General features: G+C 54.1%; 24 protein-coding genes. 14 read left to right on the top strand and 10 right to left on the bottom strand.

The window, feature by feature from the left end:
• Nucleotides 1-247: 247 nt before the first annotated feature.
• Entirely contained in the window at nucleotides 248-814 is a 567-nt protein-coding gene (gene dcd, locus BMZ14_RS10820) for a dCTP deaminase (protein ID WP_074797427.1), read from the bottom strand.
• A 218-nt stretch (nucleotides 815-1,032) separates the two neighbouring features.
• The gene (gene apbC / locus BMZ14_RS10815) at nucleotides 1,033-2,121 is read right to left on the bottom strand and encodes an iron-sulfur cluster carrier protein ApbC (RefSeq protein WP_074797426.1); all 1,089 of its coding nucleotides are present in this window, start codon (nucleotides 2,119-2,121) and stop codon (nucleotides 1,033-1,035) included.
• Nucleotides 2,122-2,372: 251 nt separating this feature from the next.
• On the opposite strand from apbC, the gene metG reads away from it, so the two are divergent.
• Nucleotides 2,373-4,565, top strand: a complete 2,193-nt coding sequence (gene metG / locus BMZ14_RS10810) for a methionine--tRNA ligase (protein ID WP_074797424.1) — start codon at nucleotides 2,373-2,375, stop codon at nucleotides 4,563-4,565.
• A 274-nt stretch (nucleotides 4,566-4,839) separates the two neighbouring features.
• On the opposite strand, the gene BMZ14_RS10805 is transcribed toward metG, so the two are convergent.
• From BMZ14_RS10805 to BMZ14_RS10790, 4 genes are all read right to left on the bottom strand, one after another.
• Nucleotides 4,840-5,238, bottom strand: a complete 399-nt coding sequence (locus BMZ14_RS10805) for a hypothetical protein (RefSeq protein WP_074797422.1) — start codon at nucleotides 5,236-5,238, stop codon at nucleotides 4,840-4,842.
• Nucleotides 5,239-5,417: 179 nt separating this feature from the next.
• Nucleotides 5,418-8,486 (bottom strand): efflux RND transporter permease subunit, encoded by a 3,069-nt coding sequence (locus tag BMZ14_RS10800; protein ID WP_074797420.1) that lies wholly within the window; start codon nucleotides 8,484-8,486, stop codon nucleotides 5,418-5,420.
• A 56-nt stretch (nucleotides 8,487-8,542) separates the two neighbouring features.
• Nucleotides 8,543-9,904: an efflux RND transporter periplasmic adaptor subunit gene (locus tag BMZ14_RS10795; RefSeq protein ID WP_256208572.1), complete on the bottom strand. Its 1,362-nt coding sequence runs from the start codon at nucleotides 9,902-9,904 to the stop codon at nucleotides 8,543-8,545.
• Nucleotides 9,837-10,523, bottom strand: a complete 687-nt coding sequence (locus BMZ14_RS10790) for an ABC transporter ATP-binding protein (protein WP_074797418.1) — start codon at nucleotides 10,521-10,523, stop codon at nucleotides 9,837-9,839. The genes BMZ14_RS10795 and BMZ14_RS10790 overlap by 68 nt, the downstream gene beginning before the upstream one ends.
• On the opposite strand from BMZ14_RS10790, the gene BMZ14_RS10785 reads away from it, so the two are divergent.
• Nucleotides 10,522-11,217 (top strand): arylesterase, encoded by a 696-nt coding sequence (locus tag BMZ14_RS10785; protein WP_074797416.1) that lies wholly within the window; start codon nucleotides 10,522-10,524, stop codon nucleotides 11,215-11,217. The two genes, BMZ14_RS10790 and BMZ14_RS10785, sit on opposite strands and share 2 nt — an antisense overlap.
• A 156-nt stretch (nucleotides 11,218-11,373) precedes the next feature.
• Nucleotides 11,374-11,868, top strand: a complete 495-nt coding sequence (locus BMZ14_RS10780) for a universal stress protein (RefSeq protein WP_074797414.1) — start codon at nucleotides 11,374-11,376, stop codon at nucleotides 11,866-11,868.
• A gap of 75 nt (nucleotides 11,869-11,943) precedes the next feature.
• Here BMZ14_RS10780 and BMZ14_RS10775 read toward each other — a convergent pair whose 3' ends face one another.
• Nucleotides 11,944-12,744 (bottom strand): outer membrane protein assembly factor BamD, encoded by an 801-nt coding sequence (locus BMZ14_RS10775; RefSeq protein WP_074797411.1) that lies wholly within the window; start codon nucleotides 12,742-12,744, stop codon nucleotides 11,944-11,946.
• Between the two features lie 55 nt (nucleotides 12,745-12,799).
• On the opposite strand from BMZ14_RS10775, the gene rluD reads away from it, so the two are divergent.
• From rluD to BMZ14_RS10750, 5 genes are all read left to right on the top strand, one after another.
• Nucleotides 12,800-13,783 carry a 23S rRNA pseudouridine(1911/1915/1917) synthase RluD gene (rluD, locus tag BMZ14_RS10770; RefSeq protein ID WP_074797601.1) on the top strand — a complete coding sequence of 328 codons (984 nt, stop codon included), beginning with the start codon at nucleotides 12,800-12,802 and terminating at the stop codon, nucleotides 13,781-13,783.
• Nucleotides 13,780-14,541, top strand: coding sequence for a peptidoglycan editing factor PgeF (gene pgeF, locus BMZ14_RS10765; protein WP_074797409.1), 762 nt, complete (start codon nucleotides 13,780-13,782; stop codon nucleotides 14,539-14,541). The genes rluD and pgeF overlap by 4 nt, the downstream gene beginning before the upstream one ends.
• A 127-nt stretch (nucleotides 14,542-14,668) precedes the next feature.
• Nucleotides 14,669-15,475, top strand: coding sequence for a ZIP family metal transporter (locus tag BMZ14_RS10760; protein ID WP_074797407.1), 807 nt, complete (start codon nucleotides 14,669-14,671; stop codon nucleotides 15,473-15,475).
• A gap of 90 nt (nucleotides 15,476-15,565) precedes the next feature.
• Entirely contained in the window at nucleotides 15,566-16,909 is a 1,344-nt protein-coding gene (gene rimO, locus BMZ14_RS10755) for a 30S ribosomal protein S12 methylthiotransferase RimO (RefSeq protein ID WP_074797405.1), read from the top strand.
• 125 nt (nucleotides 16,910-17,034) lie between these two features.
• The gene (locus BMZ14_RS10750) at nucleotides 17,035-17,508 is read left to right on the top strand and encodes a hypothetical protein (protein ID WP_074797403.1); all 474 of its coding nucleotides are present in this window, start codon (nucleotides 17,035-17,037) and stop codon (nucleotides 17,506-17,508) included.
• Between the two features lie 16 nt (nucleotides 17,509-17,524).
• Here the strand turns inward: BMZ14_RS10750 and BMZ14_RS10745 are convergent, their stop codons facing one another.
• Nucleotides 17,525-18,730 carry a glycosyltransferase family 4 protein gene (locus BMZ14_RS10745; protein WP_256208571.1) on the bottom strand — a complete coding sequence of 402 codons (1,206 nt, stop codon included), beginning with the start codon at nucleotides 18,728-18,730 and terminating at the stop codon, nucleotides 17,525-17,527.
• The gene (locus BMZ14_RS10740; RefSeq protein WP_074797401.1) at nucleotides 18,714-19,820 is read right to left on the bottom strand and encodes a glycosyltransferase family 4 protein; all 1,107 of its coding nucleotides are present in this window, start codon (nucleotides 19,818-19,820) and stop codon (nucleotides 18,714-18,716) included. Before BMZ14_RS10740 ends, BMZ14_RS10745 begins: the two co-directional genes overlap by 17 nt.
• Nucleotides 19,821-20,240: 420 nt before the next feature.
• Here BMZ14_RS10740 and BMZ14_RS14845 point away from each other — a divergent pair, with 420 nt between their 5' ends.
• From BMZ14_RS14845 to BMZ14_RS10710, 6 genes are all read left to right on the top strand, one after another.
• A complete protein-coding gene (locus BMZ14_RS14845; protein WP_143071966.1) occupies nucleotides 20,241-20,606 on the top strand; it encodes a hypothetical protein in 366 nt (121 codons plus the stop codon).
• Between the two features lie 363 nt (nucleotides 20,607-20,969).
• Entirely contained in the window at nucleotides 20,970-22,106 is a 1,137-nt protein-coding gene (locus tag BMZ14_RS10730) for an MlaE family ABC transporter permease (RefSeq protein WP_074797397.1), read from the top strand.
• An 11-nt stretch (nucleotides 22,107-22,117) separates the two neighbouring features.
• On the top strand, nucleotides 22,118-22,894 hold the full coding sequence (locus BMZ14_RS10725) for an ABC transporter ATP-binding protein (protein ID WP_074797396.1): 777 nt from the start codon (nucleotides 22,118-22,120) through the stop codon (nucleotides 22,892-22,894).
• 12 nt (nucleotides 22,895-22,906) lie between these two features.
• Nucleotides 22,907-23,818: an MlaD family protein gene (locus tag BMZ14_RS10720; RefSeq protein ID WP_074797394.1), complete on the top strand. Its 912-nt coding sequence runs from the start codon at nucleotides 22,907-22,909 to the stop codon at nucleotides 23,816-23,818.
• A complete protein-coding gene (locus tag BMZ14_RS10715) occupies nucleotides 23,815-24,453 on the top strand; it encodes an ABC-type transport auxiliary lipoprotein family protein (RefSeq protein ID WP_074797392.1) in 639 nt (212 codons plus the stop codon). Before BMZ14_RS10720 ends, BMZ14_RS10715 begins: the two co-directional genes overlap by 4 nt.
• A 127-nt stretch (nucleotides 24,454-24,580) precedes the next feature.
• Nucleotides 24,581-25,621: a DUF6607 family protein gene (locus BMZ14_RS10710; RefSeq protein ID WP_143071965.1), complete on the top strand. Its 1,041-nt coding sequence runs from the start codon at nucleotides 24,581-24,583 to the stop codon at nucleotides 25,619-25,621.
• 223 nt (nucleotides 25,622-25,844) lie between these two features.
• Here BMZ14_RS10710 and BMZ14_RS10705 read toward each other — a convergent pair whose 3' ends face one another.
• Complete coding sequence (locus BMZ14_RS10705; protein WP_074797387.1) at nucleotides 25,845-26,534, bottom strand: DUF4197 domain-containing protein; 690 nt, start codon at nucleotides 26,532-26,534, stop codon at nucleotides 25,845-25,847.
• Nucleotides 26,535-26,566: the final 32 nt, after the last annotated feature.

Raw genomic sequence — 26,566 nt, 5'->3', positions numbered from 1 at the left:
GACTTGATTTCGCTGGAATCAAGCGTTTTTTTTCCAGCCGGAAAAAAACTGCGGGCTCACCCGAAATTCTGTCCGAAAACCACCATGTACCGCTTGGTCATTTTCGGTTTTCAGCGAGAATAATGAATATATATGGGGAGTGACAGGACTTTATCAACCAACAGTTGTGGTTTTAACAAAATGCCGAACATGAAGTGAATGCATGGCGCCAGCCTGCTTTCAACCGCTCGCATGAGCCGTATCGCTATCAGATTTTGGGCAAGGTCACCCCGTGCTGCCCCTGGTATTTCCCCCCCCGATCCTTATATGAAATCTCGCATTCTTCATCGGATTCGAAGAAAATCACCTGGGCTACTCCTTCGTTCGCATAAATTTTGGCGGGAAGCGGGGTGGTATTGGAAAACTCCAGGGTGACATAACCTTCCCACTCCGGCTCAAACGGGGTGACATTCACGATAATGCCGCAACGGGCATAGGTGGATTTCCCAAGGCAAATAGTAAGTATATTTCGCGGAATGCGAAAATACTCAACGGTACGGGCGAGCGCGAACGAATTCGGCGGGATGAGGCACACATCGCTCTTCACGTCAACAAAGGAATTGGAATCGAAATTCTTGGGATCGACGATGGCGGAATTTATATTTGTGAACAGCTTGAATTCATCCGAACAGCGAATGTCATAGCCATAGCTCGAGGTCCCGTATGACACGATCCGATGCCCGTTCGTATACTTGATCTGATTGGCCTCAAACGGCTCGATCATGCGTTGTTCCGCCGCCATGCGGCGTATCCATTTGTCCGACTTTATAGTCATTTTTTTAAGGAGGAGAAGGCCAGGTGAATGTCAATCATGAATGAGCTGGCGAAGCACATGCGCCCGCACGTGATTTCGCTGGCTCTGCTCAAAGCGTGAGGCGTCAATACGCAAGGCGCATTGCGCCATATGCAAATCCCTTCGCATTATTGCCACGCGCGATTTGGCGCAACTGCAGGGTTTTTAGCCTCCACCTGACGCCCGCTCACTCAAGGTAATCAGGTATCCTCAATCACGATCTTCGCGAATAACGCAGAATGATCCAGCGATAATTCATCTATCTTGACGGCGAGGCGGCGCGCGACACCGCGATATATCTCCGCTATCCGTCCCTCCGGTTCCGCGACAACCGTAGGGATACCGGAATCGGTATGCTCACGGATTTTTATGTCGAGAGGCAAGGCACCCAGAAATTCGACATCATAGTCCCTGCACATCTTTTCCCCTCCACCAGTGCCGAAAACATGTTCTTCGTGGCCGCATCGAGAACAGATATGGGTGCTCATGTTTTCGACAATACCGATGATGGGGATACCCACTTTCTGGAACATCCTCAGCCCCTTGCGGGCGTCCAGCAGCGCAATATCCTGTGGAGTGGTGACGATAACGGCGCCGGTAACAGGGACTTTTTGAGCGAGCGTCAACTGAATATCGCCCGTCCCGGGCGGCATGTCCACAATAAGATAATCCACATTATCCCATCGCGTGTCGTTCAGCAGCTGCTGCAAGGCCTGGGTAACCATCGGACCGCGCCAAACCATGGGCGTTTCCACGTCGATCAGGAAACCGATGGACATCGCCTGGATCCCATGCGCTTTCATCGGTTCGATGCTCTTGCCATCCGGCGACTCGGGGCGGCCGGTGATACCCAGCATCTGGGGCTGCGAAGGCCCATAGATATCGGCGTCCAGAAGACCGACGGATGCGCCTTCAGCGGCCAGCGCGAGCGCCAGGTTCACCGCCGTGGCAGATTTACCCACACCGCCCTTGCCTGATGCCACCGCAATAATGTTTTTTACCCCTGGAATGAGTTTTACGCCACGCTGCACGCTGTGCGACACAATCTTGCTCGTTACGTTGGCATTCACGCTTCCAACACCGGGAATGCCTTTGAGCTTGTCCACCACCTGCTTGCGGATACTGTCTATTACGCTTTTTGCCGGGTAACCCAGCACGACGTCCAGCGACACGTTATCGCCGTCTATAACGATATTACGTGCTTCGTTATTGCTTACGTAATCCTTGCCGGTGCTGAGATCGGTAATCTCCCTCAGGGCCTGTTGTATTTGCTGTTCGGTTATCGGCACTTCTGTACTCCTTTATCTGCGGCACCAATGATGACCCCGATATTAACAAATATCGAGGGATAGAGTCTGACGACATGAAGATGCATGTGGCGCGCACGTCCGGGTCATGCGGCTCGACTAGCCCCTTGCCGCCCGGGAAAAGGCGGAACAACGACGCGCCATTCGTCAATCGCCTCCGTTTCCTTGTTCGTCAGACTGACGGACCCCACAGTTTGATACAATGATGTTTGTCACCTGTTTATAGACGATTGATGACCAAGCGAAAAATTCTCGTCACCTCAGCCTTGCCGTATGCCAACGGCAGCATTCACCTCGGGCATCTCGTTGAGTACATACAGACGGATATCTGGGTTCGTTTCCAGAAAATGCAAGGGCATGAGGTGCATTACGTGTGCGCCGACGACACCCATGGCACGCCGATCATGCTGCGCGCCGAACTGGAAGGCATTACGCCCAAGCAACTGATTGACCGGGTATGGCAGGAGCATAAAATTGATTTTGACGGCTTTCACGTTGATTTCGATAGCTACTACACCACGGACTCACCCGAAAATCAGGAATTTTGTGAGGACATCTATCGCCAGCTTGAAGCGAAGGATCTGATTGCCAAACGCTCGGTCGAACAATTTTATGATCCGGTCAAGCAGATGTTCTTGCCTGACCGGTATATCAAAGGCGAATGCCCGAAGTGTCACGCCAGGGATCAATACGGCGACTCCTGCGAAGCTTGTGGCGCCACGTATTCACCGACCGATTTGATCGACCCTTACTCTGCCGTTTCCGGAGCAAAGCCGGAACGCCGCGCTTCAAAACACCATTTCTTCAAGCTTTCGGATCCCCGCTGCAAGGTTTTTCTAAAAGAATGGGTCTTCGAATCATTATCGAGCCAGTCCGGCGTTAGCCTGGAAATGAAGCCGCGGCTCCAACCCGAGGCCGCCAATAAAATGAACGAATGGCTTTCAGCAGGTTTGACCGACTGGGATATTTCACGGGACGCGCCCTATTTCGGCTTCCCCATCCCGGGCACCGCCCGCAAGAAATTTTTCTATGTGTGGCTGGATGCTCCCGTCGGCTACTTCGGCAGCTTCAAACATTACTTCAGGCAGAAAAATCGTTCTCAAGCGGAGATCGACGAATTTCTTAGGCCCGGGGGCAGCACTGAAATGGTGCATTTCATCGGAAAGGATATTCTTTACTTCCACGCCCTGTTCTGGCCGGCCATGCTGGAATTCTCGGGCTACCGCACCCCAACCCAGATTTACGCTCACGGATTCCTTACCGTCAACGGGCAAAAAATGTCCAAGTCGCGCGGCACATTCATCACAGCGGAAAGCTATTTGAAGCAAGGATTGAATCCGGAGTGGCTGCGCTATTATTATGCGGCGAAGCTCAACGACAGCATGGAGGACATCGATCTGAATTTCGATGATTTCACTGCCCGCGTCAATAGCGATCTGGTAGGAAAATACGTCAATATAGCCAGCAGGTGCGCGGGATTCATCATCAAGAAATTCGACGGCAAGCTCACGCACACCATTTCGGAGGCAAACAGAAAATGGTTCAATCAATTCCTTTTCTGCCAGCTTGGCGAGGGCGATACTTTCCTGGGCCGCCATATCTCGATTGCCAATTTCTACGAACGCCGGGAGTTCAGCAAGGCAATAAAGGAAATTATGCAGGCGGCGGACGTTGCCAACCAGTATGTGGACCGCATGAAACCGTGGATACTGGCAAAAAATGGCCAGAACGACAGGGAGTTGCATGAAGTATGCAGTGTCGCGCTGAACATGTTCCGGATCCTCACCGTTTACCTGAAGCCGGTTCTGCCAGAGCTTGCCGGAAATGCGGAGCAGTTTCTTGGTCTCGATACGCTTACCTGGAAAGACGCCAATTCGCAAAACAGGCTATTGCCCGATGGGCATCAGATCAACGATTACGAGCACCTCATGACCCGTATCGATCCCCTGCAGATCGATATGCTTGTCAAGGCGAATAAGGAAAGCTTGCAATCTGCAGTGTCACCATCGCAAGCCGGACCGGCTGTACAAGCCATGGAAAAAAGTCCTGTCGTCGCCCCGTCCCCGGGAGAAGAGGGAGGCCGCGAAAAAAGCGTTGCGGGCGCCATGATAACAATTGATGATTTCACCAGGATCGATCTCAGAGTCGCAAAAATTGTCAACGCCGAGCACGTCGAAGGCGCCGATAAATTGCTCAAGCTCACCCTTGATGCCGGATCCGACCGGAGGACGGTATTCGCCGGCATTAAATCCGCCTATGATCCCGAGCAGCTCAAGGGTCGCTTGACGATCATGGTGGCAAATCTCGCCCCCAGAAAAATGAAGTTTGGTATATCGGAAGGAATGGTATTGGCGGCAGGTGACGGGGAAGGGCCTTATCTGCTCTCTCCGGATGAAGGCGCGCAGCCGGGAATGAAAGTGAAATAATGATACGGCGATATCAGCCGGAATCTCCGAAACGCTTTCCGCATTCCCGGCAAAACGTCCGCAATACTGGCTGATACCAATCCGCTACCAGCCCGAAAACGCTTGATGACACTGTATCACGGGTAAGTCTTTGCTGAGGAACCGATTTTACTGATCCAGCCATGTCCCCGCACTACGCGCCGCTGTCCAGCCCACCAGCCGATCTGGCTTGGAGCGAGAAAAATCAAATCATTATTATTCGCGAATGATAACCGACCGGCTCAGCCGTATTCATCTACTGCGGCGGCGGCTCGACGCTTACGCAAAGCTTGAATGTTGGTTGACCCTTGGTGCCCTCGTCCCAGCAGCCCGCACCGTCAACAGCGCCACACTGCATGTTATTGCAAGTCAGCGATGTCCCGCCTCCGCACTTTGCCGTGCAAGAAGCACGATCGGGATCAATTTTCAGCGTCACTCTATTGTCTGGAACCACTGCATTTTTTATGAGATCTTCCTTCAACAATCGAAGCGCGTCACGTGTAAGGGCCAGTGTATGCTTCTGGAAAGCAGCCGGCGGGCCGGCTTGCTCAGCTTCGACCAGTGCCGCGCGTTCAGGTGTTGCACATGAAGTCGCGGACAGGACTAGCAGGCTTAGGAGGAAGAGCCGGGGGCTGCGATGGTAAATCTGCCTCATTATCGTGTCTCCTTATTGATCAAGCCGTCCAACTCTTCGACTGGCAAATGACGGTTATCGGTACGCTCACATTTAACTTTTTAGCAGACTTCCCTGAAAATACAAGGAATAAACAGGAATAAACGCCTGTCAGCGCCCTTGCCGTCCTTTAAGGGCGTGAAATGAACTGACAACGCGGTTTAGTCATGCTCCAGCTTGAGGGGGCCGCTGCCAGAATAGCGATCCAGATAAAGATAGATCACCGGCGTAATGAAAAGCGTGATCACCTGAGAAAATAGCAGCCCTCCCACCACGGCGAGCCCCAGCGGCTGTCGCAACTCGGCTCCCGCCCCAAGCCCGAGCGCAATGGGAAGTGCGCCCATCAACGCGGCGAGCGTAGTCATCATGATCGGCCGGAAACGCAACAGGCAAGCGGTCCGGATCGCTTCACGCGGAGCCATGGCTTCATTGCGCTGTGCGTCGAGCGCAAAATCGATCATCATGATTGCATTTTTTTTGACTATGCCGATCAGCATCAAAATGCCGATCATCGCGATGATGGATAATTCCAGATTGAACAACCACAGCATGGCCAGCGCACCAACGGCAGCAGAGGGCAGCCCGGACAGAATCGTGAGCGGATGAATATAACTCTCGTACAGCACGCCAAGCAGTACGTAGATAACCAGCAGCGCAGCGACAATCAGGATCACCTGGCTCGCTTGCGAAGACTGGAAAGCCGCAGCATCGCCCGCGTAGCTGGTCAGAATGCTCGCTGGCAGATTCAGCTCTTGCTTGAATTGGTCGAGATGGACGGAGGCATCGCCCAGTGCCGCGCCGGGAGCAAGGTTGAACGATATTGTCACCGCTTCGAGCTGGCCTGCATGATTGATTGCAATCGGGCCCACCTCGCGTTCGACCGTCGCAACGCTCGACAAGGGTACCAGCGCATCGTTCCTGGAGCGCAGATAAATCTTGTTGAACGCGCGCTCATCGTACTGATGTTCAGCGGCGACCTGGAGGATGACCTGATAGCTATCGCTGGAAGTATATATCGTTGACACTTGGCGCTCGCCGAAGGCGCTATAGAGCGCCGAACGGATATCGCCCATTTGCACGCCCAATAGATTAACCTTGTCACGATCGATGGTCAGCCGTGCCTGTAAACCCTTCAATTGCGAATCGCTGGTGACGTCCCGAAATATGGCATCTTTACGCATGCGGGCCATCAAACCATCTGCCGCGGAACGCAACTCTTCGGCACGCACACTGCGCATCACGTACTGATAGCGGCTCTTGCTGGTACGCCCGCCCAACCTGAGATTCTGTATGGGGTTTATAAAGACGTTCACACCGGGGATGGTGCGCACGTCGCGCCGCAGGTCTTCCATTATCTTGTCCATGGGCGGGCGCTCGCTACGCGGCTTGAGGGTCATGAACAGGCGCGCGCTATTGCTTTCGCTGGCATAAACAATCAGGGTATCGACTGAAGGATTGGTGCGGATGACAGCATCGGTACGTTGCAATAGCTCGGTCATGGCGGGGAAGGAGATATCCTCGACAGCATCCACTGTGATCAGCGCCTGACCGATATCCTCGTTAGGGAAAAAACCTTTGGGCAGGACCATGAAAAGTATGCCGGTGGCGATAAAGGTGCCAAACGCAATACCCAGCACCAGACGGTGGTGAATCAGCGCCCGATCGAGTACGCGTTCATACGCCGCGAGCAGGTGAGCGAACCCGCGCTCGAACCATTCCGTCCATTTCAGACTGAAGCTTTCGGTCTCTTGCGGCGCAAGGTAGCGGCTCGTCATCACCGGCACCAAGGTAAGCGATACGACAGCCGACATCAGAACAGCTATTCCTACGACAGCTGCAAACTCGTGGAAAAGCAAACCGATCACCCCGGGCATGAAAAAAATCGGGATAAAAACGGCCACCAGCGAGAGTGAAATCGAAATGATGGTAAAGCTGACTTCTTTTGAACCCTGTAGCGCGGCCTGCAGAGGCGGCATTCCCCGCTCGATGTGACGAACAATATTCTCGAGCATCACGATGGCATCATCCACCACCAGCCCGACCGCGAGAGTGATGGCCAGCAGCGAAATATTATCCAGGCTGTATCCCAGGACACGCATCAGCGCTACTGTTCCCAGCAGTGAAATTGGCAGTGATAGCGCGGGGATCAGTGTGGCGGAAGCCTTTCGCAGGAACAGGAAAATCACCAGCAGAACGAGGATAATCGTTATCCCCAGCGTTACCTGCACATCATGTATCGAATCGCGGATGGAAACCGAGCGGTCACTGGTCAGCCTGAGCTGAACCGAAGAAGGCATCTGCGCCACCAGTCCGGGTATTGCAGCCTTGACTGCGTCAACCGTCGATACGGTATTGGCGCCCGGCTGCCGCTGCACCGATAGCGTGATCGCACGCTCCCCATTAACCCAGCTCGCCGTCTTGAGCGATTGTATGCTGTCTTCAACCTGTGCCACTTCGGAAAGCCTTACCGGATTTCCACTGGGAGATGTCGCAACGATGAGCTTTGCAAACGCTGCGGCATCACTGAGCTGGCGATTGGCCTGTATGGTAAGCGTCTGACGCGGCCCTTCCAGGGTACCGATCGGAGAGTTGGCGTTGGCTGTGCTCAGCGCTGCGGCGATATCATCGAGGGTTAAGTTGCGTACAGCGAGCGCTTCGGGGTTTACCCGTACGCGCACCGCGTATTTTTTCTGCCCGTTGATCTGTACCTGCGCCACGCCAGTCAGCGTCGACAGCGTGGGAGCAATGAGGTCTTCGGCGAAACTGTTTAACTCCGACAGCGACATGGATGGCGAAGTCAAGGCCAAAAAAACGATTGGGGAATCTGCGGGATTAATCTTGCGATAGGATGGCGGAATGGTCATCTCCATCGGGAGCGACCGCTCCGCGCGCAGCAAGGCAGCCTGGACGTCTATGGATGCGCTATCAATATCCCGGTCCTGATCGAATTCCAGGGTAATCGCCGTATTGCCCAGCGTACTTGTCGAACTGATTACCGAAAGGCCGGAGATCATCGAAAACTGCCGCTCCAGCGGCGTTGCCACGGAAGAAGCCATGGTTTCTGGACTGGCGCCCGGGAGGGCCGCAGTGACGGAAATGGTCGGAGAATCGTAACTTGGCAGTGCGGCTATGGATAAGCCTCCGTAAGCAATGATACCGGCTACGACAGCGGAAGCTGACAGCAGTACCGTCATTACCGGGCGGCGGATGCATAACTCGGACAGATTCATCGTTTATTCGCCACTTTTGACGCTTGTGCCGGAAATGCGCTGGCAGGCCGCCTTTCTCATCTACCTGCATCAGTGCCGTTGGCTCCAGGCTCCGTGCCGTAGGCCCTGGCTTCAGTCACCGTGCTGGCCGGCCTGAGATTCTGCGCGCCTTCCACGACAATACGCAGCCCTGGAGTAACCGCTTCTCCTTCTATTACCGCAAATCCATTCTGGATAAGGACCACATCGACCGGAAGAGAACTTACCTGGCCATCCCCACCCACGACGTATAGAAACTTGTTTTCCGGACCATTCTGGACCGCCTGTACCGGAACCGTCAGAGCGTTCGCCAGCACCCGCGCCGCGAGCGTCACGGTAACGTACATGCCGGGCCAAAGACTTTTATCCGCATTGGGAAACTCCGCCTTCAGTGCGATTGTGCCGCTCGCCGTATCAACTGCATTATCGATAAATACAAGCCGGCCCGTTCTGGTTTGTTTTCCCGCGACAAGCTCCACATTCACGGGCACTTCGCCTTTTGCGCGCGCCTGCTGCAATGGCACAAGCTCGCGTTCCGGAAGGGTAAAACTGACATTGATCGGGTTGATCTGCGTGATGCTCACCAGAACATCATTTGGCTGCACCAGACTCCCTTGGTACACCGGCACGGCACCGGTGCGCCCGGCAATAGGCGCTGTAATCTCGCTGAAACCACGAGCAATGCGGTTCGCCTGAACCGTGGCCTCATCCACCGCAAGCTGACCCCGAAGGGCATCGACCTGATTCTCGGCCACATCCAGCGCGGCTTGCGAAATAAAGTTCTGCCGGAAGAGCTCGCGTTGCCGCTCGAGGTTGCGCTCTGCATTCCTCAGGTCGGCCCGGGATTTCGCGAGTTGCCCTTGAGTTCTGTTAAGATTCGCATCCTCGGTACGCGCATCCAGAGAGAATAGTCTCTCGCCCTTTTGCACAAACTGCCCTTCCCTGATATGCACCGCGCTGATCACGGCGCTAAGCTGTGGCCGCACCGCAACGGTTTGCTGAGCCGATACCGTGCCATTCGCCGCAAGTATGACGGGTACGTCACTTTGCGCAACCGGAGCAGTGATGACTGGAATGGCCTCGACTGCCTTGCTCCTGGCGTCAGTCGCGCCATGGTTGCGCCAGACCCAGCTGGCCGCAATCACTGCGGCAAGCAAAACGCCTACCGTCACAAAGCGGAGACGACGGCTTGCCGGTTCTGCTGGTTTTGTTCGAGGAATAGCTTCCATTGGATTTGTATTACCCAAGCTCGAGCTGGGCAAGAAATGAAGCGTTATACCACGGGGCGCAACATTATTGCTCTTCTGCCGAGTCGAGATTTCTTGCAGTGAGTCAATCGGCGATTTTTCCACCCGCCAGCCGAATGCGCCACGCGCAACGGCTTGAGATGGCTTCGTCATGAGTAACCAGAACCAGTGTCGTGCCGCGCTCGCGGTTCAGTTCAAACATGAGTTCTATGATTTGCGCGCCGGTAGCGGAATCCAGGTTGCCGGTCGGTTCATCAGCCAGCACCAACTGCGGTTGAGTCACAAATGCGCGGGCAATGGCGACACGCTGCTGTTCTCCGCCGGAGAGCTGTCTGGGATAATGTTTAAGGCGCATTCCGAGTCCAACGCGCTCGAGCAGTTCCAATGCGGCGGCGTTTGCATTGCCGGCGCCAATTAGCTCGAGGGGCAACATTACGTTCTCAATCGCGGTCAATGCAGGTAACAGTTGAAATGACTGGAACACGAACCCCAGCATGCGTCCGCGCAACGCGGCCCGGGCATCTTCGTCCAGCAAGAAAATATCCTCGCCGTCAAGATGAACCTTCCCCTCGGAAGGAGTATCTAATCCTGCCAGCAACCCCAGCAGAGTAGACTTGCCTGAACCCGATGCTCCGATTATGGCAACGGAGTCACCTGCATTTACCTCCAGATTGATATTCTCCAATATTGTAAGCTGCTCATCACCGGTGCTTACTTGCTTGGTCAACCCGATTGCCTGCACAATGGGCCGTACAACAAGGTTATCTGTCATGAAAAGTTTCCTGGTTATTCTCTTTATCCTGTCAAGTATTGGCGCCAACTCAGGCGCAGCAGCCCCACCGGGACCTGCTACCGCATCCGGAACCCCTACTATTATGGTGTTTGGGGACAGTTTGTCCGCTGGCTACGGCCTGCCTCGCGATGCGGGGTGGGTCGATCTGCTCAAACAGCGGGTGCAAGCGCAATCGCAGACAAAGTTGATCAACAACAGCATCAGTGGCGAAACGGCTGCCGGTGGGCGGACCCGCATCCAGCACGCACTCAAAACCCATCGCCCGGATATCGTCATTGTCGAGCTTGGCGGCAATGATGGGTTGCGCGGGGCCTCCATTGAGTCCATTTTCGGCAGTCTCGCGGCCATCATCGAAGCCTGCCAGCGAAATAAAGCCCAGGTGCTGTTGGCCGGCATGCAACTGCCGCCCAATTATGGCATGGCGTACACGCAAAAGTTTCAGGATATTTACCCGCAGCTGGCCAAACGCTATGGAGTCAAGCTGGTACCGTTCCTTTTGGACGGCTTTGGTAACAAGCGAGAATTTTTCCAGGCTGATGGAATACATCCTACGGCTCAGGCACAAGAAAAAATCGCGGAAAATGTCTGGAAAGTTTTGAAAACGATGCTTGAACCTCAGCAGACGCTTGTAGATGGCTCTGCGCGTAGCGCAACTCCCAAGGCCGTACGTTGATCTGCTATCCAACTGTCTGCAAGCATTATATTTCACTGTATCCCGCCTGCACTTGTTGGCGGCATCGTGGAACAACCGGTCTTATCCGATCTTGTACTCTCTCCGGCTTGATGTCTTCTACTGAGCTATCTTCATTCTTGTTTTCCGAAATGAAAAATGGATAATTATCATCATATTTTAATTGCACTGGATTTTTCGGAACATGGAAATCATGTCATCCGCAAGGCGACGCATCTAGCCCGAATATTTCGGGCGAAATTGAGCATTATTCACGTGCTGGATAATATCCCGATGCCTGACACCGCTTATGGAACCGTAATTCCTCTGAATGAACGTTCGACATACGAATTGCTGGAAACGGAAAAATCAAAGTTGAAGCAAATCGGTGACCAGCTGAAGGTCGACGCGGAGTGCCGATGGATGGTGTGGGGTGTGCCGGGAAAGGAAATTGTTCGCCTCGCGGAGCAGGAGCATATGGATTTGATAGTTATTGGCTCACATGGACGCCATGGCCTCGCCTTATTGCTCGGGTCAACAGCAAGTGACGTCCTGCATCACGCCAAGTGCGATGTCATGGCAATCCGCTTGCAGGATGAAGCTGCGGAAGACGAGCCCTTGACGGAAAAAGCCGCGCTTGGTTCTTCAGCTTGAATCCTTGAGACCGCACATCCTGGTAAAAAATACTCTCCCGCGGGGCCTGTAACCATCCGCCTGCCACCTCTCTTCTTACCAGAATCTCCACCAGGGCTCACCATCCGACCCGGTGGAATCGGACAAGAATCGACTGCCGGGGAAATTCTTTCTCATCACCCGGTCAGCGTCGTCGCGCAAGCTGGTTATTCCCAACGCATCGTAGGCTTTGACCATGATGAATAGTGCTTCTTCTGTCGCGGGGGTTTGCGGGTATTCCTTCAGGGCATATTGGGCACGGTTGGCGGCGGCCACATAGCCGCCACGTTTCATGTAGTAACGCGCGACCTGCACTTCGTTCAATGCCACCACGTTAACCAGATGCTTCATACGCTGCACCGCATCGGACGCGTACTTGCTTTTGGGAAAACGGGTAACCAGTTCCTTGAAATTTTCAAATGATTCGCGGGATGCCTTCGGATCTCGCTCACTCATGTCCTGACCGAGAATTCTCTCCGACACAATACCCATCAACCCAAGGTCGTCATTGAAATTTGCCAGGCCCTTGAGATAATAAGCGTAATCCACATTCGCATGATTGGGATGAAGCTTGATAAACCGGTCAGCGGCGGCAATAGCCGTGGCCGGTTCACCATCCTTGTAATGCGCATAGGCGACCTCGAGTTGCGCCTGCTGCGCATAGCGCCCGTAGGGGTAACGGGCTTCCAGTGCTTCGAATAATTTGATGGCGGCCTGGTAATTCCCCTCATTCAATTCCGTCTTTGCCTCGGAATAATACTTGCTGGCGGACCAACTCTTGGAATCCTTCAGTTCCTTCGGGAAGAGCCCGCACCCGGATAGCAACAACAGCAGAAATAAAGCTACACTACGCGACATAATGAATTCGTCTGCTGGTAAAAATAGATTTGACCATTATAGCGCAAAGCCCTTGATGCCTGAACCTGCTGAAACCATCATTGAACTGACCATTCCCTCGAATCATGCCGGCGCACGGCTCGACCAGGCTCTGGCGCAACTGCTGCCGGATTGGTCCCGCAGCCGCCTGCAGACCTGGATTCGGGAGAAACGTATCAGAGTCGATGGAACTGAAGCCGTTCCCAAACAAAAGGTATGGAGCGGAGAAAAGATCGAGGTCAAACCCGCGCGCCATCCCATCGAAACCGGCTTTGTACCGGAAGCCATTTCACTGGATATCGTTTACGAAGACGAAGCGCTCATTGTCATTGATAAACCTGCGGGGCTGGTGGTGCATCCCGGCAGCGGAAACTGGCGGGGAACCATGCTGAATGCGTTGTTGCATCACGCCGCGCAATTGAGCGCAATACCTCGTGCAGGTATTGTTCACCGCCTGGATAAGGATACCAGCGGTTTGCTGGTTGTGGCGAAAACGCTGGAAGCCCAAACCAGCCTGGTGCGGCAATTGCAAAAACACACCGTGAAACGCGATTATCTTGCGCTTGTGCTGGGCCGGGTGCCGGCTGGCGGATGGGTTGATGCGCCGGTAGGACGGCATCCGGTACAGCGCACGAAAATGGCTGTTGTCGCGAGCGGCAAGGAAGCGCGTACCCATTACGAGGTACTGGAAAAATTCGATGACTGTACTTTGCTCCGGTGCAGTCTGGAAACCGGGCGCACGCATCAGATTCGGGTGCACATGCACTCCATCGGTCATCCGCTTCTGGGAGATGCGGTATATGGAGGCAAGCCGAAAAGGATTATCCAGAATGCCGGACCGTCGCTCCCTGGCTTTCCAAGGCAGGCACTGCATGCCCAAAGGCTGGAATTGAGCCACCCGCAACGTGACGTCAGGATGGCGTGGGAAGCGGCGTTGCCTGAAGATATGAACCGCCTTCTACTGATGCTGCGCGAGAATCGCGATCGAAAACTCCATTCCATCCATCCGGCAAAAACATGAACGATTGGATCATTCCGGAGTGGCCTGCACCATGCAGTGTCAAAGCACTGTTCACCACGCGTAATGGGGGCGCAGGCAGCCAGCCCTCACCTTATGCCAGTCTCAATCTGGGCGATCATGTTGGTGACGACCCGTTGACCGTCAAGCAAAACCGCGCCCTCCTGCGACGGTTTCTGCCAGCCGAACCTGGATGGCTGAAACAGGTGCACGGCACGATTTCCGTCAATGTCGATGAGGATGATTGCACGGCCCCCGGTGAGGGTGATGCCGCCTTCAGCCGGCGCCCGGAAAATGTCTGCGCAGTACTCGTAGCCGACTGCTTGCCGGTACTGTTGTGCGATCACGCCGGGTCCCTGGTTGGCGTGATCCATGCGGGCTGGCGCGGATTGGCCGACGGAATCATCGAACGCACAATATCGGCGATAGGTCCCCTGGATACCCCCATCATGGCATGGCTCGGCCCGGCAATCGGATCCGATCACTTCGAAGTTGGCGAAGAGGTACGCCAAGCGTTTATCTCACACGACAAGAACGCCGCCCTGGCCTTCGTTCCGTCCAATCCTTGTCATGAGGGCAAATGGCTTGCCGATCTTTTTCTGCTGGCGCGGCAACGATTGGCAAGCGTTGGCGTAACCGAGGTCTACGGTGGAATGTATTGCACCTTTAGCGACCCGGCCAGATTCTTTTCTTATCGCCGGGATGGCCTTACCGGACGGATGGCAGGATTGATCTGGCTGGTTCAGCAAGACAACACTTGAACTTCGTGGTATTGCCGCGGCTCATGAATACGCATCAATGCCACCACGTCCTATTGCTATCGCATTATCGCCTCAAGCAGCACCTTGCAAGAGCGTATAATCCCGCCTTTCCCACGACGCGCTGCTAATGTCTATTCTCACCTGGATTATTCTAACCAGCCTGTTCGGCGGTACGTTAAGCGTTTTGTTTGCCGCTGCGCTGACGCTTAACACGCGGGCCTCGTGGGTGCAAATGCTGGTCTCATATGCTATCGGCGCACTGTTGGGAGCCGCTTTTCTCAATGCATTGCCGGAGGCGCTGGAACTCTCGAAAGATCCCGCGCGGATGACTGCCACGGTACTGTTTGGCATCCTGTTATTCTTCATTCTGGAAAAGCTGGTGTTGTGGCGCCACTGCCACGCGGAAGAATGCGAGGCGCATGATCCTCTGCAAGGAACGGCACTGGTTGCGGCCCCGGCCCAGGATCAGCATGACCATGGCCGCAGCGGCATGATGATCATGCTGGGCGACACTTTTCATAATTTTGTCGATGGCATACTCATCGCCGCAGCGTTCATGGCGGACGTGCAACTGGGTATTGTCACTTCCATCGCCATAATCGCCCATGAGATCCCGCAGGAAGCTGGTGATTTTCTGATTCTGCTCAATTCCGGTTATACTCGACGCCAAGCCCTCCTTTTCAATCTTTTCTCGAGCTTCGCTACTTTGCTCGGCGGCATGGCCGCCTACTTCATGCTGCAGGATATGAATCACCTCATCCCCTCCCTGCTGGGACTGGCCGCCGCCAGCATGATTTATGTCGCAATGTCGGATTTGATTCCCGGCTTGCACAAGCGTCCGGAAATCGACGCAACTATTCAGCAGGTTGCGTTGATAACGCTCGGTATCAGCTCCATCTGGCTGGCGGGCACCCTGTTCGCCCATCACGCATGAGCTTCAAGAAGCTCGAGTGCCTTTGAGCCGGAAGTTTATTGTTTCCAGGAATATGTCCTTCGGTACTTCTTTTCATCCATAGCCAACTGCATGTCATCTCTCAAACAACAGCCTCCCAAAATCGGTTTTGTCTCGCTCGGTTGCCCCAAGGCCCTGGTGGATTCGGAGCAAATCCTCACTCAGCTACGCGCCGAAGGTTACGAAACGTCCTCTACCTATGACGACGCTGATCTGGTGGTCGTAAATACGTGTGGTTTTATCGATAGCGCAGTGGAGGAATCCCTGGATGCCATTGGCGAGGCCCTCGCGGAAAACGGCAAGGTCATCGTCACGGGATGCCTCGGCGCGAAAGAAGGTGGTGACGTCGTGAAGCAGGCGCATCCACAGGTGCTCGCGGTGACGGGGCCGCACGCCCTGCCGGAAGTCATGGCGGCAGTTCATATGCATCTGCCGCAGCCACATGATCCTTACACCAGCCTGATTCCGCCGCAGGGAATAAAGCTTACCCCCAGACATTACGCGTACCTCAAGATATCCGAAGGCTGCAATCACCGCTGCACTTTCTGCATCATCCCATCCATGCGCGGCGATCTGGTCAGCCGTCCCGTCAATCAGGTGATGCAGGAAGCAGAAAACCTGGTCGACGCAGGCGTGAAGGAACTGCTGGTCATTTCCCAGGACACGAGCGCATATGGGGTCGATGTCAAATACCGCACCGGGTTCTGGCAGGGCAGGCCACTGAAGACGCGCATGACCGAACTGGTGCGCGCTATGGGTGAGTTCGGAGTTTGGGTAAGATTGCATTACGTTTACCCCTATCCGCATGTCGATGAAGTGATCCCGCTTATGGCTGAAGGGAAGATTCTTCCCTATCTCGATGTGCCGTTTCAACATGCCAGTCCTCGCATTCTGAAGGCGATGAAGCGGCCTGCCAGTTCCGAGAATAATCTGGTGCGTATCAGGCGCTGGCGGGACGCATGCCCGGACATCACGCTGCGCAGCACGTTCATAGTTGGCTTTCCCGGTGAGACCGAAGCAGAATTTGAAGAGCTCCTGAATTTCCTTCAGGAAGCGCAGCTGGACCGGGTCGGCTGCTTCGCCTACTCGTCAGTTGAGGGCGCCGTGGCCAACGCCCTGCCGGATCACGTTCCGGAAGAGGTGAAAGAAGAACGCCGCGCCCGCTTCATGGCGGTGCAGGAAAAGATCAGTGCAGCGCGTCTTGCCCGAAAGATCGGGAGCCGCATGATCGTGCTGGTGGATGAGATACAGAAAAACAAGGCTGTCGCCCGCAGCACTGCCGATGCTCCCGAAATCGACGGAGTCGTTTATGTCAGCAAGGTAAAAAACGTAAAACCAGGTGATTTTATCGAGGTGGAGGTTACAGGCGCCGATGCGCATGACCTACGCGCAAAAAGGCTGGCGAGCCAGGGCTAATCCATTGATTCACCCTTGTGGCTGCTTCCACAGGAATGACCCGATAGATGAGGGAACTGGCTGGCAAGTGGCAGTAATTCGGGAACAACATGAAGGCTGGAAACTGAATCTAACCGGAGATCGAGTTGAAGAACATTTTCGCGATTGCGCTGATTTTCGTTACCGCTGCTGCGACTGCGGACGACATTGATAAACGTCAGGTTCTGCATCTTACCGAGCTTCAGCGGGATCACGTATTGACGGAAATGCGGGCTCTGCTATCAGGAACGCAAAAAATTCTGGAAGCGCTCTACAAGGAAGATATGACGGCGATCGCGGCCCACGCCCGCTCGCTTGGCATGGGCATGGCTCACAAGGGCGAAGACCATCTCAAGTCAGTGCTACCCCGGGAATTCATGCAGCTTGGCATGTCGGTCCACAAGGCGTTCGATGAGATAGCTGCTGACGCAGAAGCTTTGAAAGATTCCAGGTATACCTTGCGCCAACTGAGCGAATCCATGAAGAATTGCGTTGCCTGCCACGAAAGTTACCAGATTCACGTTGAGAAGCCATCCGCTACTCGGAGAACATATTCTCCGGATCATCCTCACCATCATTAGGGAATGACCGGCCGGGTTATTTCACAGTGCGAGTGCGCAAAGATGTGTGCTGCCTTGGAATCGGCAGTTGCCGCCCGGCAACTGCCGCGTACACTTCCCCCGTATGTACGGCGATGTCGCGCCAATCGTAGCGCTCACGCACCCACTCGCGGCGCCATTCCCGGTCGCTGTTCTCCAGAGGTATCCGCGAGAACTCGGTCAGGCGTTTCGATAAAACCGAAACATTTCCGAGGGGAAAATAATGCTCTGCCGACAACCCGACCTCCAGGTTGGCAGGAATATCGCTGGCAATCACTGGCAAACCGTAGCTCAAGGCCTCCAGCATTGCAATGGGCAAACCTTCGTGTGATGACGACAATACGAACATACCGGCATGCGCATACAATTCACGGAGTGCCTCTCCAGTCTGAAAACCGGTCATCACAACATTTGCTGTCCGTCCTGCCATCTCCTTCACTTCCCGCACGTACGCATCGGGGTGATCCGAACTTCCCACCAGAACTAGCTTCCAGTCAGGCAGACCAGCCAACTGGAAGGCCTGGATCAGGTCCTTGTGCCGTTTTTCGGGTACCAGCCGGCTCACCAGCAACACATAACGTCCCGCGTCCAGCCCAAAAGATTTCAACGCTTGTGATGTAACCGGCATTTCTGGAAACACTACCCCGTTAGGAATCAGGTCACTGTCGACTTTGTGCTTCTTGCGCACCAATTCCCGAATGACATTAGAAATTACAATACGCCTCTGCGACATGCGCATGCCGAAAAATTCCCCAAGCTGAAGCACGAAACGAGCGAAGCGCCCCCACTTCTGACGATCATAATCAGGTCCGTGGTGGGTCACCACCACCTTCAGCCCCAATATCCGGGCAGGCAAGGCCATAATTGCGGGACCAACCGCGTGTATGTGCAGGACATCGGGCCGGTCGACGGCAGCGTATATCACTCCAAAGAACGTGTGAATAAATGCTTCGAGCCCCTTGGACCGGGGCGCCCAGATCGTGATCAACCTTACGCCCTTCCATTTCGGCCCGACTTCGGACGGCTGAAAAGAAGATCGCGTCAGCACGGTTACATCGAACCCGAGATCGGCAAGCAACGGGCACAGATGCTCGGCGTGCGCTTCCACTCCCCCCTGCACGCCAGGACAGCCCCGTAGACCCACCATCATCACTCTGAGGGAGTTGAGAGGTCTTTCTTTCTCTACGTCATGGTTTGAATACATCTAGCACCTCCCGGGCCAACTTCTTCCAGTTGTATTCGCGCTCCAGGAGGACCCGCCCGTTCCTGCCCAATTCCTCGGCACGCTGTGGCGATGCAAGCAGTTCCAACACCTTCGCCGGCATTGCATTGAAGTCATTGGGAGCCGCCAGAAGCCCCGTTTCGCCTTCGTTGACCAAGCCACGATAGAACAAAAAATCCCACACAACCGGGGGCACTCCCATTGCCATAGCCTCCAGACAGGTCCCTGGCAGTCCTTCGTAATACGATGTGGAAGCATAGACGCGACTGCGATTGTAATAGCGTTGCGTTTCGGAGAACGATACCTTGCCTGTCATGCGCACGTTTCGGGCATAAGGGGCCATTGCCTCTTTGACCCAACTTTCATCGTCTCCGTAGCCGACAATGCAGATCTGGATGTCGGGCTTGAGTGCAACCAGCCGGCGGCACAGCTCTGCCATCGCACGGCTGCCCTTGCGGAACTCGATGCGGCCGCAGAACAATACGTCGATGTCCTTTTCAATCGCGTCGTCAGGCGTAAAGAGCGACACATCCGCGCCATTCGGAATAACCGTAACCGGCCCCCGGAATCCGTATGCCAATACCTCCTGGCGCCCCTGCTCGGTCAAGGTGATCACTTCGCTAGTCAAATCGAAGATCCTGTGTTCCATCCATGACTTCACGGCGAGCGATGCGTGCCCCCACTGGCTCTCGAAGTGGCGGGTTGGGTAAAACCGGCCCGACATCCCTAAATAGGTCGTGTGCGCGGTCAGCACCACCGGCACATGCCTGGGTAATAACAATCCAGGAATCAATGGCGGAAAATGAAGGTTAACCCAACGAATTTTACCTTCCGCGTACATCCGGATAATCAGTTTGCGTGCCTGCCACCCCCAGGTAAACAGGCTCAAGCGGCCTGAACTATATGAAAGGTGGATTATCTCCACACCAGGGTAGCTGCGCTCTTCTCTATTCTCATCACCGGTAATCAGATATACCGTAGGATATCCCTCTGGCAGGTTATTAAGAAACGAATCGATGTAACGAGCAATTCCATGAACCCCATAAAACTGAGGATTAACAATTGCAATCATTTCCCCTCGCTTGGTATCGTTTTCGTAGTCAGTTCGAACGCGAGCCTTTCCGTTTTACGAGCAGCCCGGATTTTTGCAAGAAACTACCGAGTTAGCCGCCGGTATTTTTTCTACCGGTTCCAGGTCTGTCAGCGCCGAGGCGCGGATTCAGGCTGGTTCAAATTTCCCAGGACCGCCTGTGACCCGCTCTCATTATATTCCTGTTATATCGCGACCTGCATTTTGGCATCATTGGGTGATTCAAACCAGTGGGTTCACATCCGTTCCGAAATGTGCGTTGAATGATTCGATGGAGCGTTATCTGCTCGATAAGGCCGATTTGGTATGTTCCGCTGTTAAAGACAAGCCGATGCCGGCTTCCTCGGCGCGCACGTAAACCATTGTACTAGTGCGCCTTTTACTCTTGAGCAAGCTTCTCCCATGGAAGGGAAGCTTCGCGTAAATGGGTGCCGCCGCGGAGGGCTTTTATGGACAGCTTATGGGGGCAGGCATTCAGTAAAAAAAATCAGAGTCGGAGCACGATCTTCATTTTTCAGAAAACAGCACTCGACCCTGACTAGTTTTATTATTATTTTTATATGGTTATTGTTATTGGTAGTACCCTCCTCTGTTGCTACTGCCGCTACTGCTTTAAACCTGTTGAATAAGCCAGCCTGCCTCATCAGCTTTAACCGCCATGGTGTGACTGCTCTTCCTGAGGCCGGGTTTGAAATGACCCACCCTGCTATCCATAAAGCAAATCTTATGCCAAAATATATATATCCACTTTTTCAAAGGGTTATCTGAAAAGGACTTGCCGATAAATTAAACGGTGTAAGAATTTCCGGCATGAGCGGCCCGAGTGGCCGGAGGGCAGAAGGCGTTCGACAGGTTAACGCGAGAAGGCAGGAATTGCAGGTGAATCAATTCAAGGATAGCAAGGCAATTTTTGGAATTTGTTCTTATTGGGCGGCGGCACGTTGTATGCTTGACCTGAAAACCTCTAACGCGTCCTACTAGCTATAACTGCCCTGCTCTTGCATCTTAATCTCCGAGTCGCGCGAACGATATGGCTCTTTTGGCTTCAAAAGTAGAATAACCTTAGAGAAACGAGGGAACGATATAAACGGCGACATCTCTTTTCTATAGCTCGCTCCCGGAGACAATATAATGCCGGAGAATCAAGGCGGCAATTCACAGTTGGTATTGCGCCTCGTTACTGGCGAGGACGGCGCATCTCGTCTGATGCTTGCCGGGGATTGCACGCTTGCTGCTCTTTGTCATCAGCTGCAGCCGCTATCAGCCGAACTGGCCGGATATGCGACAAATCCAGAACTGCACTGGGATATTACCGGGATAGCCCACATGGATGACGCAGGCGCGGTTCTACTCTGGCAAGCGTGGGGCGAGCGCCATCCCAGGCACCTGGCGCTACAGCCTGAGCATGAACGACTGTTCAACCGCCTTGAAAAAATGCCCCCGCCTCCTGCACCTCCCGCCCGTGATCGCTTGTGGCCAGTTACGGTGCTTGGAAAGGCGGTCTTTCTGCTGTGGGAACATTTGACCAACCTGATAATGCTTTCTGGCCAGCTGTTGCTGGATTCAATATATCTGGTTGGTCACCCTCTGCACATTCCCTGGCGTGAAATTTCCGCAAATCTATATCGTACCGGCGCGCAAGCATTGGGGATCACCGCTCTGGTAGGCTTTCTCATTGGCGTCGTGCTGAGTTTCCTCTCGTCCAGGCAATTGCAGATGTTTGGTGCGGATATATTCATCATCAATATCCTGGGCGTAAGCATTGTGCGGGAACTCGGTCCGGTACTCGCCGCAATACTGGTTGCAGGCCGTTCCGGCTCTTCCATGACTGCGCAACTTGGCGTGATGAGAGTGACCGAAGAACTTGATGCACTGACTGTGATGGGAATACCCCACAGCCTGCGGCTGGTGTGGCCCAAAGTAATTGCACTGGGTATCGCGATGCCATTGGTTGTGCTATGGACCAGCGCTATAGCCTTGATAGGGGGAATGGTCGTTGCCGAAATTCAACTGGGACTGGGTCACCAGTTTTTTTTAAGCAAGCTGCCCGATGTGGTACCTATTGCAAATTTATGGCTGGGTTTGGGCAAAGGCGTTGTATGCGGCATGATGATAGCGCTGATTTCCTGTCATTTCGGGCTGAGAATCAAGTCCAATACCGAAAGTCTGGGTGAAGGCACCACAAATTCAGTCGTAACCTCTATTACCGTCGTAATTATCATTGATGCGATTTTTGCCGTCATTTTTTCAGATTTCGGATTACGGTAGGCGATAATCGGATGATGGCTGGAGAGTGCATTATCGAAGTTGAGGGACTGTATACACGATACGGGAACCACGTTGTTCACGAAAACATCAATCTCGGCGTACATCGCGGGGAAGTGCTTGCGCTGGTGGGCGGGTCCGGTAGCGGAAAGACCGCCTTGATGCGACAGATGCTCGGCCTGGAGAAGCCGGCTCAAGGGAAAGTACGCGTTTTTGGTTTACCTCTGTATGGCGACCGTAAAAAACTGCAGGACATGCGCAACCGCTGCGGTGTGCTGTTTCAAAAAGGCGCACTGTTCAGTGCCCTGTCGGTATATGACAACGTCGCTCTTCCCATGCGCGAATTGCGGGCACTTGATGAAGGCATGATACGCAAGCTTGTGATGCTCAAACTTAAAATGGTGGACATCGATATAAAACACGCGACCAAGATGCCGGCAGAGCTTTCCGGCGGCATGATCAAACGCATTGCGCTGGCGCGAGCAATGGCCCTGGATCCCGAGCTGCTGTTTCTGGACGAGCCCACCGCAGGTCTTGACCCTGAATTAAGCGAGGCGTTCGTCAAGCTGATCCAGACAATGCGTCAAGAGTTGACGTTGACCATTGTCATGGCAACGCACGATCTTGACACCCTGGTGGCGCTCTCCGACCGTATCGCGGTTCTGGCGGAACAACGTATCGTGGCGCTGGGAACGTTACCAGAAGTGCTCAAAACAAACCATTCGTTTGTCAGGAACTTTTTCTGCGGTGAACGTGGCAAGAGGTCATTGGAGAACCATAGCAATATTTAATAGGGGATAATTATGGAAAACCGTGCCCATGCCCTTGCGGCGGGTTTATTCGTAATTTTTCTAGGTGCAGCCCTGGGTGTCGCTGCCATGTGGTTCGGCGGCGATACCATGACGCGTGACAAATATCTGCTGGTGTCGGAGATTCCGGTAACAGGCCTCAACTCCCAGGCAACGGTACGCTATCGCGGGGTAACTGTCGGCAAAGTGGAGAGCATTCGCCTGGACCCGGAAGATTCGCACACCATTCACATCCGTATTGCCGTTGATCGGGATCTGCCATTGACGAAGAATGCGTTTGCACAACTTGGCTATCAAGGCTTGACAGGCCTGGCGTACGTGCAATTGAACGACGAAGGCGGTGAAGCCGAGAGATTGAAAACAGATTCAGACAACCTTGCGCAGATTCCCTTGCGTCCCTCCGCGCTGGATAGCATAACCAGTTCCGCGCAGCTTTTCCTCAGCAATGCCAATGGATTCATGGAACGCCTGAATCTCCTTTTCAATGATCAGAACCGAACCCGGTTCGCACATATACTGGAAAATACGGATGCGATGACGGGGCGCCTGCACCATGTCATCGGCCAGCTGGAGCCCGGGCTTAAAACGTTGCCGGGCCTGGCGGCCGACGCAAGCTCGGTATTGAAGCATACGGAGCAACTCGTAGTCGACCTCAACCAGATAACGTCGAAGCTAAATCAGCAGGGAGGGACGATCGACAGCTTTTCTCAGACTGCCGGAGAGCTCACCGCGACGATGCACAAACTGCGTGAAGCCACTGAAGGAATCCAGCGCAACTCCCGCAGTGTGGATCGCGTTCTCCTGCAACTGGAAGAGCAGCCACGGAGCTTGCTGTTTGGCAGATCGCCACCGCCACCCGGCCCAGGAGAAGATGGTTTTATACCACCTCGGGAAAAATCACAATGAAAAATTTTCTGGTTCTTGCAATCCTGACACTCGCGGGATGCGCTGCGGCCCGGACGCAGACACCGGTCGCCGTATACGACTTCGGTCAGCAGCGGCTGGTAACAGTATCTGACAGTGAATCAACCGGCAATGGACGGCTGAAGGCCAGCTTGCTCGTAGCGGATGCTACAGCGCCAACGTGGCTCGACAGCTCGGCGATTCATTATCGCCTGGCATATCATGATCTCGCTCAATCGTACGCCTATGCGAGCAATCGCTGGGCTGCCTCGCCTGCGGTACTGCTCACCCAGCGGATCAGGAGCCGGATCGCCGGGATCAGCGATGAAGGCGTCGTAAGCGCCGCCGACGGTGCGCGGACCGATTACACGTTGCGGCTGGAACTTGAAGAATTTACCCAGGTATTCGATACCATCGATCGGAGCCGAGCGATAATCAAATTGCGCGCCAGCCTCATCGAAACCGGTTCGCGCTCGCTACTGGCGCAGCGTAGCTTTGATATCGAGCGTACTGCGCCCACAGCAAATGCTGCAGGCGCAGTACGGGCGCTGACCGAAGCAGGCGACAAGCTGATCGGGAACCTCATTGCCTGGCTCACCGAAGAGCTGGCTGAGGAAAAGAAAGAAGCCGGCAGCTAGATACGAGCCTACCGAAACCATCGAGCCAGGCTCATACGGAGAGGCCTCCGGGCAGTCTCCTTTACTTTGTAAATAATAATAGTTACTATTTACGTCTGAATAAACAGGCCTGCCGCGCCATTCGATCATGAAAAATTGGTTTACAATCACAATATTCCCGCTCATGCTATTGATGCTTACCGCATGCGCTGGCACATCTCATCTCGCAAAACCTTCCCCGGTTCCATCCCCGTCCGCCTATCCGACTGTTGAGCGTCCGGTAGCTTCCTGTGCTCCAGGGGAACTTTCATACGATTGCGATCGCCGTGCTATTCTCGCAATGCAGGGTGGTTATGAGGTCCAGTTCAGTTTCGACGAGACTGTGGTGCTAAAGCCGGGTTACGAGCGCAAGAAACCCAAGCGTAGCACAGGCTTTGAAACCGTCGTACTCGTCGAAGACACCGGCAAGCGGATCTCGATGCAACATATTCTCGTGATGGGCGGTGGCAGCGTCACCAAACATTGGCGCCAGGACTGGGTATTCGAATCGCCCATGCACTGGGTTTACGTGGGGGGCCATCGTTACGAGCAACGAAAACGGGATGCCGCCACGGTACCTGGCACATGGACGCAACTCGTCTATGAAGTGAATGACGCACCTCGTTATTCCGGCAACGGCAAGTGGAATCACAGGTACGGCGTGTCAACCTGGACCTCGGACCGCAGCTGGCGGCCACTGCCACGTCGGGAATACACGAAGCGTAGTGACTACCAGTTGATCAATACAGAGCATCGCCACACGATTACCCCACAGGGCTGGACGCACGAACAGGACAGCACCAAGGTAATACGCGCAGCAGACGGAAAAGACACGTTGTTGGTCCGGGAGTTCGGCTTCAACGACTACCGTCGCATTGAAGGCTATGATTTTGAACCCGGGCTGGCTTATTGGAGGTCCACCTCCGACTTCTGGTCACTCGTACGCGCTCGCTGGAAGGATGAGTTTGCTACGCACGGATCCGTAACGCTACCCCCTTCCACGGGGGACGAGATCTTTAACAAGGCCGTGCTTGAGCTTGCGGACGCATACAGAAAGGACCCGCAGCTGAACGTATACCGAAACAAATTTGAGGATATCTTCGATAAGTTCGTCAACGTCAACATCCCGGCACGGGTTGCCGAACGGTGAATGTCGCTCTTACCGGTGTTGCCGGCATATCGCAGAGAACCGAACGATATCAGTGCAGTCATCTACGTCACGCATTCGAACTTGACGGTTGTAATTCGGCTACAGGAAGAGGAGCTGGTATTTCAAAAGCTGCTAAGTTCAGGCAGGCTTATTCCCATATGATATCGGCGATGCCGGTATCCGCCGTAGACTATTATTGTAAAGGGGGAGTTTTGGGTACAAACTACTTCAGTGAGCCAAACATCCGCTGCAACAACTTGTTACCCTGACCCATCGGATCATCCCTGATTGCGCGCTCCTCCTCCGCCATCATCAGAAAGATTCCGTCCAGCGTCTTTTGGGTGAGGTAGTTTTCGATATTTGCATTTTCTTCCGTCACCAGGCCAAGTTTCGCGCCCTTCCTCGCGAATTCATTATATTTTTTAAGAAGGCCAGCCTGATCGGTCGCGTTTTTCACAATCGGTAAAAATTTCTGAGACAATGCGTCGGAAGTCGTGTTACGGAAGTATTGCGTTGCCGCATCGTTACCCCCTGCAAGTATCCCCCTGGCGTCTTCCACTGACATCTCCTGCACTGCGTTCACCAGCAAGGGCTTGGCTTCGGCTGCGACTGTTTCCGCTGCGCGATTCATGGTTGTGACCAAACTATCGGCATGCTTGCTCAAGCCCACCGTGCGCATGACGCCTTCCACTTTCTGCAATGATCCGGGCAACTGAATTTTCACTTTTGGATTTTCAAGAAATCCGTTCATCACCCCCAGTTTATCCACCGCCGCGTGGGCGCCTTGAGTGAGCGCTTGCTTCAAGCCGTTTGCGATATCTTCGTCCGAAAGAGAATCGGCTCCCGTCGCGCCGCTCGCACAGGCAGAGATGGAAATGCAAAGCCCGACCAAAAATACCGTAGTGATACGCATCGCGCGACTCCTGTTAATGTGCGTTACTTTGC

The organism is Nitrosospira briensis (assembly GCF_900115125.1).
GTDB lineage: Bacteria > Pseudomonadota > Gammaproteobacteria > Burkholderiales > Nitrosomonadaceae > Nitrosospira > Nitrosospira briensis_A.
This window is presented reverse-complemented; position numbering and strand designations above follow the sequence as displayed.

Excerpts from the sequence above, each read along its gene's own strand:
- dcd (WP_074797427.1), bottom strand. The coding sequence starts at position 814 with ATGACTATAAAGTCGGACAAATGGATACGCCGCATGGCGGCGGAACAA.
- metG (WP_074797424.1), top strand. The coding sequence starts at position 2,373 with ATGACCAAGCGAAAAATTCTCGTCACCTCAGCCTTGCCGTATGCCAAC.
- BMZ14_RS10805 (WP_074797422.1), bottom strand. The coding sequence starts at position 5,238 with ATGAGGCAGATTTACCATCGCAGCCCCCGGCTCTTCCTCCTAAGCCTG.
- BMZ14_RS10800 (WP_074797420.1), bottom strand. The coding sequence starts at position 8,486 with ATGAATCTGTCCGAGTTATGCATCCGCCGCCCGGTAATGACGGTACTG.
- BMZ14_RS10795 (WP_256208572.1), bottom strand. The coding sequence starts at position 9,904 with ATGACGAAGCCATCTCAAGCCGTTGCGCGTGGCGCATTCGGCTGGCGG.
- BMZ14_RS10785 (WP_074797416.1), top strand. The coding sequence starts at position 10,522 with ATGAAAAGTTTCCTGGTTATTCTCTTTATCCTGTCAAGTATTGGCGCC.
- BMZ14_RS10790 (WP_074797418.1), bottom strand. The coding sequence starts at position 10,523 with ATGACAGATAACCTTGTTGTACGGCCCATTGTGCAGGCAATCGGGTTG.
- BMZ14_RS10780 (WP_074797414.1), top strand. The coding sequence starts at position 11,374 with ATGGATAATTATCATCATATTTTAATTGCACTGGATTTTTCGGAACAT.
- BMZ14_RS10775 (WP_074797411.1), bottom strand. The coding sequence starts at position 12,744 with ATGTCGCGTAGTGTAGCTTTATTTCTGCTGTTGTTGCTATCCGGGTGC.
- rluD (WP_074797601.1), top strand. The coding sequence starts at position 12,800 with ATGCCTGAACCTGCTGAAACCATCATTGAACTGACCATTCCCTCGAAT.
- pgeF (WP_074797409.1), top strand. The coding sequence starts at position 13,780 with ATGAACGATTGGATCATTCCGGAGTGGCCTGCACCATGCAGTGTCAAA.
- BMZ14_RS10760 (WP_074797407.1), top strand. The coding sequence starts at position 14,669 with ATGTCTATTCTCACCTGGATTATTCTAACCAGCCTGTTCGGCGGTACG.
- rimO (WP_074797405.1), top strand. The coding sequence starts at position 15,566 with ATGTCATCTCTCAAACAACAGCCTCCCAAAATCGGTTTTGTCTCGCTC.
- BMZ14_RS10745 (WP_256208571.1), bottom strand. The coding sequence starts at position 18,730 with ATGTATTCAAACCATGACGTAGAGAAAGAAAGACCTCTCAACTCCCTC.
- BMZ14_RS10740 (WP_074797401.1), bottom strand. The coding sequence starts at position 19,820 with ATGATTGCAATTGTTAATCCTCAGTTTTATGGGGTTCATGGAATTGCT.
- BMZ14_RS14845 (WP_143071966.1), top strand. The coding sequence starts at position 20,241 with ATGGAAGGGAAGCTTCGCGTAAATGGGTGCCGCCGCGGAGGGCTTTTA.
- BMZ14_RS10730 (WP_074797397.1), top strand. The coding sequence starts at position 20,970 with ATGCCGGAGAATCAAGGCGGCAATTCACAGTTGGTATTGCGCCTCGTT.
- BMZ14_RS10725 (WP_074797396.1), top strand. The coding sequence starts at position 22,118 with ATGATGGCTGGAGAGTGCATTATCGAAGTTGAGGGACTGTATACACGA.
- BMZ14_RS10720 (WP_074797394.1), top strand. The coding sequence starts at position 22,907 with ATGGAAAACCGTGCCCATGCCCTTGCGGCGGGTTTATTCGTAATTTTT.
- BMZ14_RS10715 (WP_074797392.1), top strand. The coding sequence starts at position 23,815 with ATGAAAAATTTTCTGGTTCTTGCAATCCTGACACTCGCGGGATGCGCT.
- BMZ14_RS10710 (WP_143071965.1), top strand. The coding sequence starts at position 24,581 with ATGAAAAATTGGTTTACAATCACAATATTCCCGCTCATGCTATTGATG.
- BMZ14_RS10705 (WP_074797387.1), bottom strand. The coding sequence starts at position 26,534 with ATGCGTATCACTACGGTATTTTTGGTCGGGCTTTGCATTTCCATCTCT.